The 15245-nt window shown below is 67.8% G+C and carries 16 protein-coding genes; 12 read left to right on the plus strand and 4 right to left on the minus strand.

Annotation, left to right across the window (positions count from 1 at the left end; genetic code table 11):
* Positions 1-4: 4 nt before the first annotated feature.
* From ABQE93_RS04755 to ABQE93_RS04765, 3 genes are read left to right on the plus strand one after another with little or no spacing between them, the layout of a single operon-like run.
* Positions 5-631, plus strand: coding sequence for a heme-binding beta-barrel domain-containing protein (locus ABQE93_RS04755; protein ID WP_448406112.1), 627 nt, complete (start codon positions 5-7; stop codon positions 629-631).
* A 32-nt stretch (positions 632-663) separates the two neighbouring features.
* On the plus strand, positions 664-1104 hold the full coding sequence (locus ABQE93_RS04760; RefSeq protein ID WP_448406113.1) for a hypothetical protein: 441 nt from the start codon (positions 664-666) through the stop codon (positions 1102-1104).
* Positions 1105-1139: 35 nt separating this feature from the next.
* On the plus strand, positions 1140-1757 hold the full coding sequence (locus ABQE93_RS04765; RefSeq protein ID WP_448406114.1) for a TenA family protein: 618 nt from the start codon (positions 1140-1142) through the stop codon (positions 1755-1757).
* Here ABQE93_RS04765 and surE read toward each other — a convergent pair.
* From surE to ABQE93_RS04780, 3 genes are read right to left on the minus strand one after another with little or no spacing between them, the layout of a single operon-like run.
* On the minus strand, positions 1754-2527 hold the full coding sequence (gene surE, locus ABQE93_RS04770; RefSeq protein ID WP_448406115.1) for a 5'/3'-nucleotidase SurE: 774 nt from the start codon (positions 2525-2527) through the stop codon (positions 1754-1756). The two genes, ABQE93_RS04765 and surE, sit on opposite strands and share 4 nt — an antisense overlap.
* Positions 2528-2540: 13 nt before the next feature.
* On the minus strand, positions 2541-3500 hold the full coding sequence (locus ABQE93_RS04775) for a 1-phosphofructokinase family hexose kinase (RefSeq protein WP_448406116.1): 960 nt from the start codon (positions 3498-3500) through the stop codon (positions 2541-2543).
* Between the two features lie 34 nt (positions 3501-3534).
* Positions 3535-5040: a flavin-containing monooxygenase gene (locus ABQE93_RS04780; RefSeq protein ID WP_448406117.1), complete on the minus strand. Its 1506-nt coding sequence runs from the start codon at positions 5038-5040 to the stop codon at positions 3535-3537.
* A gap of 120 nt (positions 5041-5160) precedes the next feature.
* Here ABQE93_RS04780 and ABQE93_RS04785 point away from each other — a divergent pair, with 120 nt between their 5' ends.
* Genes ABQE93_RS04785 through ABQE93_RS04805 form a run of 5 tightly spaced genes read left to right on the plus strand, consistent with a single transcriptional unit; the run spans position 5161 to position 10178 of the window.
* Positions 5161-5973: an alpha/beta fold hydrolase gene (locus tag ABQE93_RS04785; protein WP_448406118.1), complete on the plus strand. Its 813-nt coding sequence runs from the start codon at positions 5161-5163 to the stop codon at positions 5971-5973.
* Between the two features lie 8 nt (positions 5974-5981).
* Positions 5982-7427, plus strand: a complete 1446-nt coding sequence (locus ABQE93_RS04790) for an aldehyde dehydrogenase (RefSeq protein ID WP_448406119.1) — start codon at positions 5982-5984, stop codon at positions 7425-7427.
* A 14-nt stretch (positions 7428-7441) separates the two neighbouring features.
* A complete protein-coding gene (locus ABQE93_RS04795) occupies positions 7442-8539 on the plus strand; it encodes an NAD(P)-dependent alcohol dehydrogenase (RefSeq protein WP_448406121.1) in 1098 nt (365 codons plus the stop codon).
* Between the two features lie 9 nt (positions 8540-8548).
* Positions 8549-9523, plus strand: a complete 975-nt coding sequence (locus ABQE93_RS04800) for an alcohol dehydrogenase catalytic domain-containing protein (RefSeq protein WP_448406122.1) — start codon at positions 8549-8551, stop codon at positions 9521-9523.
* A 10-nt stretch (positions 9524-9533) separates the two neighbouring features.
* On the plus strand, positions 9534-10178 hold the full coding sequence (locus tag ABQE93_RS04805) for a TetR/AcrR family transcriptional regulator (protein ID WP_448406123.1): 645 nt from the start codon (positions 9534-9536) through the stop codon (positions 10176-10178).
* 140 nt (positions 10179-10318) lie between these two features.
* Here the strand turns inward: ABQE93_RS04805 and ABQE93_RS04810 are convergent, their stop codons facing one another.
* Positions 10319-11587, minus strand: coding sequence for an ATP-binding protein (locus ABQE93_RS04810; protein WP_448406124.1), 1269 nt, complete (start codon positions 11585-11587; stop codon positions 10319-10321).
* A 107-nt stretch (positions 11588-11694) separates the two neighbouring features.
* Between ABQE93_RS04810 and ABQE93_RS04815 the strand changes: the two genes are divergently transcribed.
* The 4 genes from ABQE93_RS04815 (at position 11695) to ABQE93_RS04830 (ending at position 15239) form a co-directional block, all read left to right on the plus strand.
* On the plus strand, positions 11695-12561 hold the full coding sequence (locus ABQE93_RS04815) for an acyl-CoA thioesterase (protein ID WP_448406125.1): 867 nt from the start codon (positions 11695-11697) through the stop codon (positions 12559-12561).
* A gap of 250 nt (positions 12562-12811) precedes the next feature.
* Positions 12812-14203 (plus strand): alanine/glycine:cation symporter family protein, encoded by a 1392-nt coding sequence (locus ABQE93_RS04820; RefSeq protein WP_448406126.1) that lies wholly within the window; start codon positions 12812-12814, stop codon positions 14201-14203.
* A gap of 13 nt (positions 14204-14216) precedes the next feature.
* The gene (locus ABQE93_RS04825; RefSeq protein WP_448406127.1) at positions 14217-14882 is read left to right on the plus strand and encodes a class I SAM-dependent methyltransferase; all 666 of its coding nucleotides are present in this window, start codon (positions 14217-14219) and stop codon (positions 14880-14882) included.
* A 90-nt stretch (positions 14883-14972) separates the two neighbouring features.
* Positions 14973-15239 carry a hypothetical protein gene (locus ABQE93_RS04830; RefSeq protein WP_448438050.1) on the plus strand — a complete coding sequence of 89 codons (267 nt, stop codon included), beginning with the start codon at positions 14973-14975 and terminating at the stop codon, positions 15237-15239.
* Positions 15240-15245 lie beyond the last annotated feature (6 nt).

The raw sequence follows: 15245 nt of genomic DNA on the forward strand, positions 1-15245 counted from the left end.
GCAGATGACCAACGCGCAAACACTCGAACGCACCGCCGTCCGGGGTCCGCAGAAGCTCGGACCTTTGACCCCGCTGGTCGGCGAGTGGGAGGGCGACGTCGGTGTCGACCTGAGCTACCACAACCAAGACGACGAGACCGGCGAGACAACGTATTTCGAGCGGGCGGTCTTCAAGCCCATCCCGCTGCAGGAGAACGGCCAGCAGGTGCTGTGGGGCCTCAACTACTCGATGACGGCCTGGCGCCACGGGGAAGAGGCGATGGACCCCTTCCACGACGAGATCGGTTTCCTGCTCTGGGACAAGGCCAACGGTCAGGTCATTCGCAATGTGGTCTTCGGCCGTGGCATCGCGATCCTGGCCGGCGGCGACGCCGCCGTCGGCGACCGCACGCTGCATTTCAACGCCACACCCGGTGACCCCTGCTACGGAGTCCTGCAGAACCGCTATCTGCTCGACCGCGCCGAGATCACGGGCTTTACCAGCAGCTTCACGATCATCGACGCCGACACGTTCAGCTACACCTCGGATCTGGTGTTGCGGCTGGCCGCGATCGGCGGGGAGATGCACCACACCGACCGCAACACCTTGCGCCGGGTCAAGCGCTATCACCCCGGCAGCGGACACGCCTGAAACACCGGGCCGACGGGCGGCGATAACCGGGTATGACCCTGTTGCGCGCCCTTTGCGCGCTCGCCGTCGCGCTGACCGCCTGCTGGCCGTCGGCGGCGAGGGCCCATGCCGATGAGCCGTTCGCTCAGCTGGGTGAGGTCCCGGTGGTGGCCTCGCCGACGTGCGGCGGCGCCGTCAGCGCCGACGCCCAGGTGACGCCGGTGCAGGTCGGCGACCGCGTGGAGAACGGTGTGCGCGTCGCGATCCACTACGACGCCGGCGTCTACGACGGTTCGTGCGCGCTCACCGTGACCGCCGCGTGGACGAACCTCGACACCGGCGCTTCGGGCAGCCGTGACATCACCGCGGTCTCCACGATCGACGGGCACTACGGCTTCATCGGCTACGCCAACACCACGCTCGAAACCGGCGAAGGCACGGTCGTCGTGACGCTCAGTTCGCATCCCGGCGCCGAAATGCGGATCACGGCCTGACCCACCGCTGGCGCCACCGGGCTAGAGTCCGTGGCATGTTGGCAGCTCAATTGTGGACGGAGAACGACGACGTGGTGGCCGAGGTGCTGGCCAACCCGTTCGTGCGCGGGATCGGGGACGGCTCGTTGGACCGCAACCTGTTCGCCGGCTACATCGCCCAGGACGCGTTCTTCCTCGAATCCTTCGCCCGCGCTTATGGTTTGGCACTCGCACGCAGTTCTGACACGGCCACGCTGCTGACGTTCGCCGATCTGCTCGCCGGCGTGCGTGAAGAACTCGGGTTGCACGCGTCCTATGCGGCGTCGTGGGGTATCGAGATGGCCGGTGTCGACCCGGCCCCGGCGACGTTGGCCTACACCGAGTTCCTCCTGGCCACCGCGGCCACCAGCGACATCGGCGTGGTGTGCGCGGCGATGACGCCGTGCATGCGGCTCTACGCACACGTCGGGCGTTCGCTGGACGCCGGCACCGCCGGACCGTACGCGGAATGGGTGCAGACCTACGCCGATCCCGGCTTCGAGGAGGTGGCGGCGCTGCTGGAGCGGCTGCTCGATCAGCACGCCGATGACGTCGACGCCGCGCGCGTGGCCTACGGGCGGGCGATGCGGCTGGAGTTGGCGTTCTTCGACGCCGCGCTCAAGCCGGGCTCCTAGGGTCGCGACGCCAGCCAACTCCGCACGAGGTCTCCGTCGTCGGCCTCGACGGAGCGCAGCAGGGTGAGCGTCGGGTGCCCAGCGTCCAGCAGCGCGCTGTCGGTGTCCTCCTCCGGCTTGTCGTTCACCTCGACCTCGGCCAGGCGCACGTCACCGCTGCGGACCTCTTCGACGCGGGTCTGCACCGCGCCGCCGCGAGCCAGGCGCGCGTGACGGATCGCGCCGACCTGGTCCGCGGGTCGATCGGGGACGTTCAGCGAAAGCACGGTGCCGTCGGGCGTGTCGAGCAACAGGTCGAGCACCGGTGCCAGCAGACCGGCGGCGGTGTCCCAGTGCCGCTCACCGGTGGGGTGCAGCGCGACGTCAAGCGACACCGCCAGCGCGCGGGTGTCGCTGATCTTCGCGGTGAGCGCCGCGCCGACGGTGCCGGAGTGCAGGATGGCCCGGCCGACGTTGGCGCCGTGGTTGATTCCGGACAGCACCAGCTCCGGGCGCGGGTCGAACCAGCCGTTGAGCGCTGCGGCGACGATGTGCCCGGGCTGGGCGTGCACCGCCCATGCCTCGACGCCGTCGAAACCGGCCAGCTCGCGCGGTTCGACAACCGTGCGGCCGTCGCGGCGCACCGCCGTCAGCGCCGCGCTCGCACCGCTGGCCTGCTCGGCCGGCGCGGCCACGATCACCTCGAGGCCCGCCTTCTGGGCTGCGCCCACCAGCGCGTGCAGGCCGGGGGAGTCGATCCCGTCGTCGTTGGTCACCAGGGCGCGTCGCACGTGTTGTACTCCTTTACTTCCATGGCCGCAGCTCAACCCGTTCGGCAAGCGTTTCGACGGCCTCCGAACCTCCGGTGCCCAGCCCGTGGCGCACGACGTTGAGCGCCCCGCAGGCCGCGCCGATCTGCAACGCCCGGCGTAGCGGGCGACCGCTCGCCAGCGCGGCAACGATGCCCGCGGTCATCGAGTCCCCCGCGCCCGCGGAATCGGCCGGCTCCAACGTCGGCATCGCGACCTCGACGACCTCTTCGTCGTCGAGCAGGGCCAGGGCCGGGGCATCGCCGGCCCGCGAGACGACGATCGTGCACGCGCCCTCGCCGCGCATCGCGCGCATGGCCTTGACCAGGTCGGCAGCCTTGTCGGACTTGGCCCGGCCGTCCTCCAGCAGCTCCTCGTGGCTGACCTTGATGAGGTCCGGTTCACCGGCCAGCACCGCCTCGAGCCGCTCGCCGGCGAGGTCGGCGGCCACCTTGCAGCCGTTGGCACTCAGATCGGTCGACAGGCGCCGGTAGAGGTCGGCGGGCACCACCCGGTCGCCCTGCGGACCGGACAACAGGACCCGGCCGTGGGTCAGGCCCTCGGTCAGCGTGAGCTCGTAGAGCGAGTCGAGCTCGTGTCGGTCAAGGGGGCTACCGGCCGCCTCGGCGATGACTTCCCTTTTGCCCGTGCGCCGGTCGTGCACGTACGCACCGTTGCGCGCGCTGACCGGCACCGTTTTCACGGTTATGTCGCGCATGGGCAGCAGGTGGCCGAGGACGTCGCCGGTCTCCCCGCCGAGCGCCGAACACAGCACGACCGGAACGCCCAGCGAGGACATCATGCGGGACTGCCACACCCCCTGGCCGCCTGCGTGGACGTGGATGTCGGCTTCCCCGGAGCGGTCCTCGATGGTGACCGTGAGAACGGGAAGGGGTGCGAAGATGACCACTGCGTTGCGGTCGTCGGCATCGTCTCCCGGCTTGGTGTCCGTCATGGGTGTCGGAGTACCCACGACGGACGCCATGGACTCAGATGAACTGCGGTACGCGGGGCAGGCCCTCCGGCGTCGAACCGTCGGCCGTGGCCGTGTCGTAGGCCAGAGGGTCGAAATGCCGTAGTCGGCCCGCGATCTCGGTGGTGTTGCCGGGCCACAACGTGGAGTTGTGCCGGCTCTCGTGCAGCAGCCAACTGGTGCAACCGCTGGTCCACACCGTTCCGTCGAGTCGGCGGTCCATCTCGTCACCGAACTCGTCCTGCGCGTCGGAGCGGGCCTCGACCACCTCCAGGCCGCGCCGGTCCATCTCCTGCACGACCGTCACGAAGTGCTCGATGAACCGTTCGATCATGAACAGGATCGAGGTGAACACCGCGGTGTTGGGGCCAACCACGTAGAACAGGTTCGGGAATCCGTGCACCGCTCCGCCGAGGTAGGAGCGTGCGCCGTGCTTCCGCCAGTCGTGATCGAGCGTCGTACCGTCGCGCCCGACGACCCGTGCCGCATCGGCCCACTCGTAGGGTTTGAAGCCGGTCGCCAACACCAGGACATCGATCTCGTGCTCGCGTCCGTCCGCGGTGACGACCGCGTCCGGCCGAACCTCGGTGATGGCTTCGGTGACGAGCTCGACGTTGTTCCGCATGAACGTGCGCAGGTAGTCACTGGACATGATCGGACGTTTGCAACCGAAGGCATCTTTCGGCGTCAGCTTCGCCCGGATCGCCGCGTCGGGGACCTGGCGGCGCAGGTGCCAGCGGCACACCGCTTCGATCGCTGCGATGTCGCGACCCGGCTTGAGCAGCGCGGGCAGCAGCAGGACCTCGCGCAGCCAGTGTTGGCGCCAGCGGCGAACCTTTTGCAACCCGGGCACATACTTCATCAGCAGCTTCTCGATGCGCGGGACCTTCCAGTCGATGCGCGGCAACACCCACCCGGCCGACCGCTGAAAGACCGTCAGCTGCCCGACATCCGCGGCGATGGCCGGAATCACCTGGGACGCCGTCGATCCCGTCCCGATCACCGCAACGCGCTTACCGGTCAGCGAGTAGTCGTGATCCCATGCGGTGGTGTGGAAAACCTTCCCGGCGAACGACTCCAGACCCGGGATGTCCGGCGTGGACGGCCGGTTCAGGATGCCGACCGCGGGCACCAGCAGCTGCGCCGAGATCGCGCCCTTCGGTGTCTGCACGCTCCAGCGCCGCCGTTCGTCGCTCCATTCGGCGGAGGTCAGCCCGCAGTTCAGGTGCAGGCGTTCGGCGATCCTCGGCTGGGTGGCGAAATCCTCGAGGTAGGCCAGCAGTTCGGGCTGGCGCGCGAACGAGTGGCTCCAGTCGTGTTTCGGCGCAAACGAATACGAGTAGAACGCCGAGGGAACGTCCACGGCGCAGCCGGGATAGTCGTTGTCACGCCAGGTTCCGCCGACGCGGTCGGCGCGTTCCAGCACGACGAAATCGTCGATGCCGGCCTCCAGGAGTCGATACGCCGCCCCCAGCCCCGCCATCCCGGCGCCTACGACCACGATGCGTGCGTCGGTCGGCAAGGGCCGCTCCGTCTGAGGGCTGTTCGTGTTCACGGTTTCTCCCGAAGTTGGTTGTGATCCGGCTCGCAATATGACAAACTGTCGTTAAGAATTGACAGTATGTCAACTAGGAGGCGGTAAGTGAGCAGCCAAGAGGCGGAACGCGCGACGCCGATGGTGTGTATCCACGGCTTCAGCGGCAGCTGGCGCAACTGGGTCCCGGTGGTCCCCGCGCTGGAGCAACACCACGACGTGTACGTCGCGCGCCTGGCCGGCCACGCGCGCGGACCGCAACTGCCCGCCGGCGCGGCGGCCACCGTCGGCGCCCTGGCCGATCAGCTCGAGCGCGACCTCGACCGCGTCGGCATCATCCGCGCCCACCTGGTCGGCAACTCGCTGGGCGGATGGCTCTCCCTGGAACTGGCCGCACGCGGTCGGGCGTCGTCGGTGACGGCGCTGTCCCCGGCGCTCGGCTGGGAACCGCGCGGAACACACATCCGTCGGCTTGCGATGAAACTCAAGACGGCGCGCCCGATCTTCTCCGCGGTGGCGCCCTACGCCGAATTCGTCTTGCGCTCCAAGCATATTCGGCACCTGTTGCTCAGCGCCGCGATGGCGCACAGCGACCGCGTGTCGGTAGTGGAGGCCGCCGCGTTCGTGCGGGACAACCTGCGCTGCGACGTCTACCACGAACTCATGGACGACGTGCTGCGCGGCGAACACCAACTCGGCAGCATCGACTGCCCGGTGCACATCGCCTGGTCGGCGCGCGACACGTTGATTCCGCTCAAACCGTACGGGGCCCGGTTCCCGAAACTGGTGCCCCAGGCCGAGTTCAGCACCCTGCCAGGGGTGGGCCACGTCCCGATGTACGACGACCCAGATCTGGTGGCGCGCACCATCGTGGACTTCACCACCCGGGTCGACGCCGACCTGACCAGCAACCGCACATAGGAGTGAGGATGACGTTCACCGAACCCAAGGGCTTCTGGATCGACGGAGCCTGGTCGAACCCGGCGACTTCAGAGCGCATCGCCGTGTTCGAGGCCAGCACCGGCAACCGGATCGCGACGGCTCCGGCCGCCGGTGAGGCCGACGTCGACGCCGCCGTCGGGGCGGGCCGACGCGCCTTCGACGATGCCACCGGATGGGCGACGTGGACCGCGCAGGAGCGGACAGCGGCGATCTCCTCGCTCGCCGCGGCGCTGACGAAACGGTCCGACGCGATCGCGCACGCGGTCAGCGTGCAGAACGGAATGCCGATCGCGATCTCTTCGGCGACCGAGGCGGTGATGCCGGCGCTGTTGTTGAACTACTACGCCGAGCTGGCGGAGAACCAGCCGGTCGAGGAACGCCGCGCGCATTTCGCCGGCGGGACCACGCTGGTGCATCGCGAACCGATCGGCGTGGTGGCCGCGATCGTGCCGTGGAACTTCCCGCAGACCTTGACCTTCTTCAAACTCGCGCCGCTGTTGGCCGCGGGGTGCACGGTCGTGATCAAACCGTCGCCGGAAACGGTGCTGGACGCCCACCTGCTGGCCGAAGCCGTCGAGGAATCCGACATCCCCGCCGGGGTCGTCAACATCGTGCCCGGCGGGCGGGAGACCGGTGCCTACCTCGTCGCCCATCCGGGGGTGGACAAAGTCGCCTTCACCGGTTCGACGGCCGCGGGGCGCGCGATCGGTGAGGTCTGCGGCCGGATGATCCGCCCGGTCACGCTGGAGTTGGGCGGCAAGTCGGCGTCGATCATTCTCGACGACGCGCAGCTGCCGTCGCTGCTGCAGCAGTTCTTCACCGCGACGTTGATGAACAACGGGCAGACCTGTTATCTGGGCACCCGGGTGCTGGCCCCGCGCACGCGCTATGCCGAAACCGTGGATCTGCTCAGCGATTTCGCGCGGTCCCTCAATGTCGGCAACGCGCTGGACCCGGCCACCCAGATCGGCCCACTGGCCACCGCGAACCAGCAGCGCCGCGTGCAGGGCTACATCGACAAGGGGGTCGCGGAGGGTGCGCGGGTGACCACCGGCGGTGCTCGGCCCGCCGACCTCGACGGTGGTTGGTTCGTCGAACCCACCATCTTCGACAACGTGGACAACTCCCACACCATCGCCCGCGAAGAGATCTTCGGCCCGGTGCTGGCCGTGATTCCGTACGGCGACGTCGATGAGGCGGTGGCCATCGCCAACGACTCCGACTTCGGGTTGGGCGGCTCGGTGTGGACCAGCGACCAGGACCGCGGTGTGGAGATCGCGCGGCGGGTGCAGACCGGCAGTATCGGGGTGAACAACTACACGCTGGACTTCGGTGCACCGTTCGGCGGTGTGAAGGCCAGTGGGCTGGGCCGTGAACTCGGACCCGAGGGGTTGGCCGCCTACCAGCAGCTCAAGTCGATCTACCTGCCCTGAAAGGACTGCTTGACGTGAAGATCCAAGCCGCCGTGCTGCGTGGCGAAGACGCGCCCTACACGATGGAAGAGCTCGAGCTGGCCGCCCCGGGCGCGCATCAGGTGCTGGTGCGCATCGTCGGCGCCGGGCATTGCCACACCGACGTGCTGCCGCGCGCCGGGGCCGGGTTCGGCACCCCGCCGATCGTGCTCGGCCACGAAGGCGCCGGCGTCGTCGAAGCCGTCGGCGCGGCCGTGGACACCGTCGCGGTCGGCGATCACGTCGTGCTCAGCTTCGACTCGTGTGGCAACTGCGCCCACTGCCGTGGCGCCCACCGGGCCTACTGCGACACCTTCCTGGAGCGCAACCTCGGTGGCCCCGGCGTCGACGGCGCTCCGGCGCTGACCGACGCCACCGGAAAGCCGGTGGCCGGGCGGTGGTTTGGCCAGTCGTCGTTCGCCAGCCACGCGGTGGTAGACGCCACCAATGCCGTTGTGGTGGACAAGGATCTACCGCTGGAACTCCTCGGCCCGCTCGGCTGTGGGGTGCAGACCGGCGCCGGCGCGGTGTTGGAAGTATTGCGGATCCGGCCGGGCGACGGGCTCGTCATCACCGGGGTCGGAGCCGTCGGGCTGTCGGGTGTGATGGCCGCGAAGGTCGCCGGCGCTACGACCATCGTCGCCGTCGACGTGAACGCCGAACGGCTCGCGCTCGCACGAGAACTCGGCGCCACCCACACCATTCTGGGCGGCGAAGGCGATCTCATTGAGCAGATCCGCGCGATCGCCCCCGCGGGGATCCGCTACGGCCTGGACACCACCGGGTTGCCCAGCGTCATCGCCGCCGCCCTCGAGGCCCTCGACCAACGCGGCACGTTAGGGCTCGTCGGTGTGCAGCAAGGAGATCTGGCGATCGGGTCGATGGCGCTGAGCGTCGGGCGCACCGTCACCGGCATCCTCGAGGGTGACGCCGACCCGCAGTCGTTCATCCCGACGATGATCGAACTATGGCAGGCCGGCCGCTTCCCCTTCGACCGGCTGATCGAGACCTTCCCACTGTCCGACATCAACACCGCCGAACAGCGTTCGCTGGCAGGCGAAGTCGTCAAACCGGTGCTCATCCCGGGGAGTTGAGAACAGATCATGAAGGCATACCAGTACGAATCGCCCGACACCGGCCTCGTCGCCGTGGAGGTCCCCGAACCTGAACCAGGCGACGGTGAGGTCCTCATCGACGTGGAAGCGGCCGGCATGTGCCAGTCCGACGTCCATATCGTCCAGGGCATGGGGGACGGCATGCTGGGTAAGCGGCCGATCATCCTCGGCCACGAGGTCGCAGGAACGATCTCGGCTCTCGGCCCGCAGGCCGTCGGCTTCGGCATCGGTGACCGCGTCGCAGTAGCGCAGATCGCCCATCCGGTTGGCCAGAACAATCTGTTCACCGACGGCATCGGATTGGGTTACGACGGAGGCTATGCCGAGAAGGCCGTGGTTCCGGTCCGCAACCTGGTTCGCATTCCGGACGGCGTCGCTTTCGCCGATGCTGCCGTCGCCACCGACGCGGTGGCCACCGCGTACCACGCCGTCGTCGCCGAAGCCGGGGTCGGACCCGGCTCGACCGTCGTTGTCGTCGGTCTGGGCGGTCTCGGCCTGAACGCGGTGCGCATCGCGGTTCTGCGTGGCGCCACCGTATACGGCGTCGACGTGGATCCCACAACCTTCGACGCCGCCACGGCCCAGGGCGCCCGCGCTTGTTTCTCCGCCATCACAGCCGTTCCCGACGCCATCGACGCGGCAATCGACTTCGCCGGCGCGGGCATCACGACGGCCGCCGCTGTGAGCGCCGTCAAGCCGGGTGGCCGCGTCGTCGTTGTCGGTCTCGGAGACTCCGACATCCCTGTTCCCCCTCAGCAATTGGTCCTCAAGAACGTCCAGTTGCGGGGCTCGTTCGGGGCCAGCCTCGACGAACTGCAGGCCGTCCTCGACCTCATCGCCGATGGGTCCCTGAAACCCGTCGTCGAAGAGTTCGCGTTCGACGATCTCCCAGCCGCCCTAAAGCGTCTGGCGGACGGCGACGTGCGCGGCCGTCTGGTCACCCGACCGGCCGGACCTCGATAGAGTCGACACCGTGTCCAGCACTTCGGTCGCCGGGGATCGGCGCGCGCCGAGCAAAGGCCAGCGGCAGCAACGGGCCATCCTCGAGGCCGTGACAAAACTCCTCCAACACCGGCCGATCGGCGAACTGACCGTCGGTGAGATCGCCGAGGAAGCCGGTGTCCGCAGATCCGGGTTCTACTTCTACTTCGAATCCAAATACGCCGCCCTCGCCGTGCTGACCTCCGACGTCTGGTCCGACCTCATGGACCGGGCCAAGGCCTTCGTCCGGTTCGACAACGAGACGGTCGCCGAGTTCCTGGACCGTACCGCCGGCGCTGCCGTCGACGAATGGCATGCCCACGAAGCCGTCCTCGTGGCCTCCGTGCAGGCCATCCCGCTCGACGGACAGCTCGCAACCCTGTGGGACGGCTGGAACGAGCGATTGGCGAGCATCCTGGCCGACCAGGTGATCAAGGACCGCGAACAAGGCCACGCCCAGCCGGTTTCCGGCGATGTCCCCGCGCTGGTCCGCACGCTGCTCGAGATGACCATGCACATGTTCTACCGAGACCGCGTCAACAAGTGCACCCAGTCGCAGACCCGCGCCATGCTCGATACGGTCCGGGCGATCTGGCTCGCATCGGCATGGGGGATCACCACCACAACCGAACCGTAATGCAGTACAAGGGAGTACGCCGCTGTACCCGGGCACATATGCACTGAGTACTCCGACAAGCCGGCGATCATTTTCGCCGACACCGGGCTCAGCGAGGACGTCACGTACGCTCGGGACACCCACCCCCCGGGCGGCCGCACTCAGCGATCGGAGCGCAGTGCCGGCGTGCCCATGCCGCCGTTGTTCCGCATGGCTTCCAGGCTGAGAATGACGTCGTCTCCGGTGTCGCGGCGTGCCTGTTCATAGCGGGCCAGCACAAACGGAGCCATCAGGGGCACGGTCAGGCAAAGTTGACCTCGTTTGGGCGCGAACACGTCACCTTCTTCGATGAGCGCCTGGCGTATCCACGAAAGTTCCTGGCTGGTCCGGCCGAGGATGCGTGCGAGCTGCGCGGTGGTCGCGCGCCCGCCGCACAAGGCAAGGGCGGCAAGGAACTCCATCTGCCGGTCGGGCATGCGATCCCAGCGGGGCCCGAGGCTGCGTTGCTCCAACTGAGCGGCCGCTCGTGGCAATGCCTTCTCCACGTCGGCGAGTGTGATGACGCTGGGACCCGGTGCGATGGTCCACGTTGCGTGCGCGAAGAGTTGCAGGTGCGCCGGATAGCCGTTACTGGCGGTCACTATGCGTTCGACCGCCTCGGGTTGCCAGCTGATGCCGATGCGACGCGCGGGTTCCACGACGGCGTACGCGGCATCCTCGGCCTTGAGGGTCAGCGGTAGCGGCTCCAACATGAACAGGCGATCCGGGTGGGTGACGCCGGCCTTCCGAAGCGCCTCCGGCGTGTGGGGAAGCCCCGTGCCGGTGAAGACGACGGCGGCTTCGGGGTGATCGACGTTGAGCCGGTGCAGTGTGGCGGCGAGCAGTGCAAGGTCGGCGGGCGAGGCAACCTGCAGCTCGTCCAGCGTGATGAGCAGACCGCCATTGGGCCGGTCCCTGCGGACTTCGGCGGCGACCGTGAGCAACGCCTCGGCCAGCGTGCCGGCATCGGTAGCCGGCAATCGGCCCGCTTCTGGCGACCGGGTGGTGAACCCGGCGGAAAACCCTGCCGCGCCGACGCTGACGCCGGCGAGCCGATCGAAGGCCTTCTTTGCCCGCTGCCACGGACCCGCGCCTGCCTGCAGCTTGCCGGTTGCCCTGTGCAGTAACGAATCGACGAGTCCGGCTTGGCCGGCGACCGCCTGGAGGTTCACCACCTCGTAGCCGGTGCTGGAGGCCAGCGTGCCGTAGGCCGTCACAGTGACCGTCTTTCCGACGCCACGGGGACCGGCCAAGATGATGTCCTGCGCCCGGACGCGGCCCTGGACCGACACGTCGTTGAGCATGAGCTCGAAGTCCTGCAGCAAGGCGTCGCGTCCGGCCAGGACACGTGGCGAATGGCCGGCGCCCGGCGTGTAAACGCTGCCCTCCATAACGAATGATCACCTAGATTCACCTATAGATCCGTTTATGTATAGGTGAGTATAGGCCAAAGGCTCACCGCGCCGGCACGGCAATTCGGCTGCGGCATGATGCCACGGTGACCTACCGTTCGCCGACATTGGCCGAGATCATCGCCACCCTCGAGGTGGAGCGCCGCGATGACCATCTCTTCGTCGCCACCCAACTCGACAATCCCGCGCACCACATCATCGGAGGCCATATCGCCGGGCAGGCGTTGATGGCGGCCAGCCGCACCGCGCCGGGCCGCGTTCCGCACAGCCTGCACGTCTACTACGTGCGCGCCGGCGACGCCCGCTACCCTGTCGAATTGCGCGTCGACCCCGCACGCGACGGCGGCACACTGTCGACCCGGCAGGTGACCGCCACCCAGGACGGCCAGATCCTGCTCGAAGCGCTGGTCTCGCTGAGCGAACCCGTCGAATCGCTGGACTACCAAGCCCCCATGCCCGACGTGACCGATCCGGACGAACTGGCGCCGGTGCAGGAGCAGTTGTCAAGTTACGCAGGCGAATACGGCGGGCACTGGGTGCGTCCGCAGCCGTTCCAGTTGCGCTACGTCGACGCGCCGCCCCGTCTCGCGCTCGAGTTGCCGGAACCGTCGCCGCGGCTGCGGATGTGGTGGCGTCCGGCCGAACCGGTGCCGTCGGACGAGATCCTGCACAGTTGCCTGCTGACGTATCTGTCGGGCACCACGATGCTGGAGGCCGCGCTGGTGATGCGGCGCGCCACCCCGATCGGGTTCAACGCGCTGATCGACCACGCGCTGTGGTTTCACCGGCCGGTGGACCTGTCGGATTGGGTGCTGTCTGACCAGTTCTCCGCCAGCGGTGTCGCCGGTCGTGGGCTGACCACCTCGACGATGTACAACCGGACGGGCCAGCTGGTCTGCATCGCGACCCAGGAACTCTATTTCGGCCGAGGGGGACGCTCCACAAGCCGCTAATCCTCCGCGTCGGGCAACCCCTCAGGCGGTGGAGTCGAATATGCGGGAGTCGCGGGCGGCACTGCGTCTGGAGGCGAATCCTGCTGTTCCGCAGCTTCATTCGGGTCTGGAGAAGTCATGGGTCCTCTTCAGCGTTCGGTTTCGATACGGATGGGTTACCCGTATCGGCCGGTGCGAATCGCTGGATCGCGCCTGCGCGGGTGCACTACCGTTTCACCAGTTCTGACGTCTACGGGATTGCGACGGTGCGATGACGACTATCGACAACCTTCTTGGCGACGCGAGCAGTTTCATCTGGGGTCCGTGGCTGCTGATCCCGTTACTGCTGTTGACCGGCCTGTACCTGACCGTGCTGTTGCGCGGGATTCAGGTGCGCCGGTTCCGGTTGGCGTTCTGGCTGGCGTTCGTCAAACGTAAGGACCTCGGCGCCGAAGGCGATATCTCGCACTACCAGGCGCTTTCCACCGCCTTGGCCGCGACGGTCGGCGTCGGCAACATCGCCGGCGTCGCAACCGCCATCGCCCTCGGCGGCCCCGGGGCGGTGTTTTGGATGTGGTTCACCGGCATGGTCGGCATGGCGACCAAGTACAGCGAAGCCTTTCTCGGCGTGCGGTTCCGCCGCACCGACGCCGCCGGTGAGCAGTCCGGCGGGCCGATGCACTACCTGCGAAAGGGCATCAAAGGCCCGGTCGGCGTCTTCCTCGGCGGGTTCTTCGCCGTCGCGGGCGCGATCGCCGCATTCGGCATCGGCAACATGACCCAGGCCAACACCGTCGCGGCCAACGTCAGCGAAGAGTGGGGCGTGGCGGCGCCGATCACCGGCATCATCATCGTGGTGTTGGCGGCCGCGGTCATCCTCGGCGGCATCAAGAGCATCGGACGGGTGACCAGCCTGTTCGTCCCGGTGATGATCGTCATCTACATCCTCGGGGCGGCCGGGGTGCTGGCTTTCAACATCGGCGAAGTGCCTGCGGCGCTGGGCCTCATCTTCACCGACGCCTTCACCGGCACCTCGGCCACCGGCGGCTTCGCGGGCGCCGCCGTCGCCGCGGCGATCCGCTATGGCGTCGCGCGCGGCATCTTCTCCAACGAATCGGGCCTGGGCACCGGCGGCATCGCCGCGGCCGCCGCCAAGACCACCCATCCGGTCCGGCAGGCGCTGGTGTCGATGACCCAGACGTTCATCGACACCCTCGTGGTCGTGAGCTTCACCGCGCTGACGATCGTCGTCACCGGCGTGTGGAAGGAGGCGGGCTCCGAAGACGCCGCGAGCTTCACCGCACGCGCATTCGACGAGGGCCTACCCGGCGGCTGGGGCAGCGTGATCGTCACGATCAGCGTGATCTTCTTCGCGTTCTCCACCCTGCTGGGCTGGTCGTACTACGGCGAACGGTGCGTGGAGTACCTGTTCGGCCGCCGCGCAGTCGTGCCGTACCGGATCGTCTTCATCATCGTGATCTACATCGGCGCGACGACGGCGCTGCAGACGGTGTGGACCTTCTCCGACGTCATGAACGGCTTGATGGCGCTGCCCAACCTGATCGGGTTGGTCATCCTGTCGCCGTTGGTGTACCGCGAAACCCGCGCCTACTTCCGCGGCGAGGAGCACGCGGAGGACATGCGCGCGCGCAGCGGTGTGTGAGGAAGGGGCGAACATGACTGAGCCACAGATGGATTGGGACGAGATCTATCGACAGGACACTCTGCCTCCGTGGAGTATCGGCGCGCCCCAGCCTGAATTGGCGGCGCTGATCGAACAGGACAAGGTCCGCAGCGAGGTTCTCGACGCCGGCTGCGGGCACGCAGAACTGTCATTGGCGTTGGCGGCGAAGGGCTATCGGGTCGTCGGCCTGGACGCCAGCCCGACCGCCGTCGCCGCCGCCACGGCGGCCGCAGCCGAGCGCGGTCTGACGTCAGCCACATTTGCCCAAGCCGACATCACCGACTTCGGCGGCTACGACGGCCGGTTCAACACCGTGCTGGACAGCGGGTGCCTGCATACGTTGCCGGTGGAGAGCAGGCAGGGTTATGTCGAGGCGATTCACCGCGCGGCCGCGCCAGGCGCGGCGTTGTTCATCCTGGCCTTCGCCTTACGACCGTTCGGCCACGACCGGCCCGGACCCAACGGTTTCACCGCCGATGAACTGCGGGACACGCTTGCGACCCGGTGGATCGTCGACGAGGTGCGTCCGGCGACGTTGTACGGCAACGACGGACCGATATCCGACGACACCGCTGACCTGTCCAACGTGAAGCGCAGCGCCGACGGCATGCTGATGATGCCCGGCTTCTTGCTCAGTGCGCACAAGGATGTTTGCTGAAGTAACCGCGGGCGAACGCAGCGGCGCTTATCATCATGGTCTGGCGACTGGAATCTGACACTAGCGATGGTGGCTCACATGTTTCCGTTGATGCATCTTGGGATGGCGACCGCGGCCCTCGCAGTACTTTTTGCCGCACCCGCCGGCGCGACAGAAGACGAATACCTGGAGGGTTTGCAGGAACGCTATACGTACCTGCAAGCCGATCCGCTGCTCTCGGAGGGTTACCGGGCATGCGCGGCCACCAACTCCGGTGTGCTCGCACCCGACGTCGTCATCATGATTCGGGAGGACCTGGGTGTGGCGACCGGCGTCGCGATGGACGTGCTGAGCGCCGCGCAACGCGACCTGTGCTGATCGCTT

The sequence above is a fragment of the Mycolicibacterium sp. XJ662 genome (assembly GCF_053484035.1).

What these genes read in the sequence shown, in the direction of transcription:
- ABQE93_RS04755 (WP_448406112.1), top strand. Translation starts at nt 5, where the DNA reads ATGACCAACGCGCAAACACTCGAACGCACCGCCGTCCGGGGTCCGCAG.
- ABQE93_RS04760 (WP_448406113.1), top strand. Translation starts at nt 664, where the DNA reads ATGACCCTGTTGCGCGCCCTTTGCGCGCTCGCCGTCGCGCTGACCGCC.
- ABQE93_RS04765 (WP_448406114.1), top strand. Translation starts at nt 1,140, where the DNA reads ATGTTGGCAGCTCAATTGTGGACGGAGAACGACGACGTGGTGGCCGAG.
- ABQE93_RS04775 (WP_448406116.1), bottom strand. Translation starts at nt 3,500, where the DNA reads ATGACGGACACCAAGCCGGGAGACGATGCCGACGACCGCAACGCAGTG.
- ABQE93_RS04790 (WP_448406119.1), top strand. Translation starts at nt 5,982, where the DNA reads ATGACGTTCACCGAACCCAAGGGCTTCTGGATCGACGGAGCCTGGTCG.
- ABQE93_RS04800 (WP_448406122.1), top strand. Translation starts at nt 8,549, where the DNA reads ATGAAGGCATACCAGTACGAATCGCCCGACACCGGCCTCGTCGCCGTG.
- ABQE93_RS04810 (WP_448406124.1), bottom strand. Translation starts at nt 11,587, where the DNA reads ATGGAGGGCAGCGTTTACACGCCGGGCGCCGGCCATTCGCCACGTGTC.
- ABQE93_RS04820 (WP_448406126.1), top strand. Translation starts at nt 12,812, where the DNA reads ATGACGACTATCGACAACCTTCTTGGCGACGCGAGCAGTTTCATCTGG.
- ABQE93_RS04825 (WP_448406127.1), top strand. Translation starts at nt 14,217, where the DNA reads ATGACTGAGCCACAGATGGATTGGGACGAGATCTATCGACAGGACACT.
- ABQE93_RS04830 (WP_448438050.1), top strand. Translation starts at nt 14,973, where the DNA reads ATGCATCTTGGGATGGCGACCGCGGCCCTCGCAGTACTTTTTGCCGCA.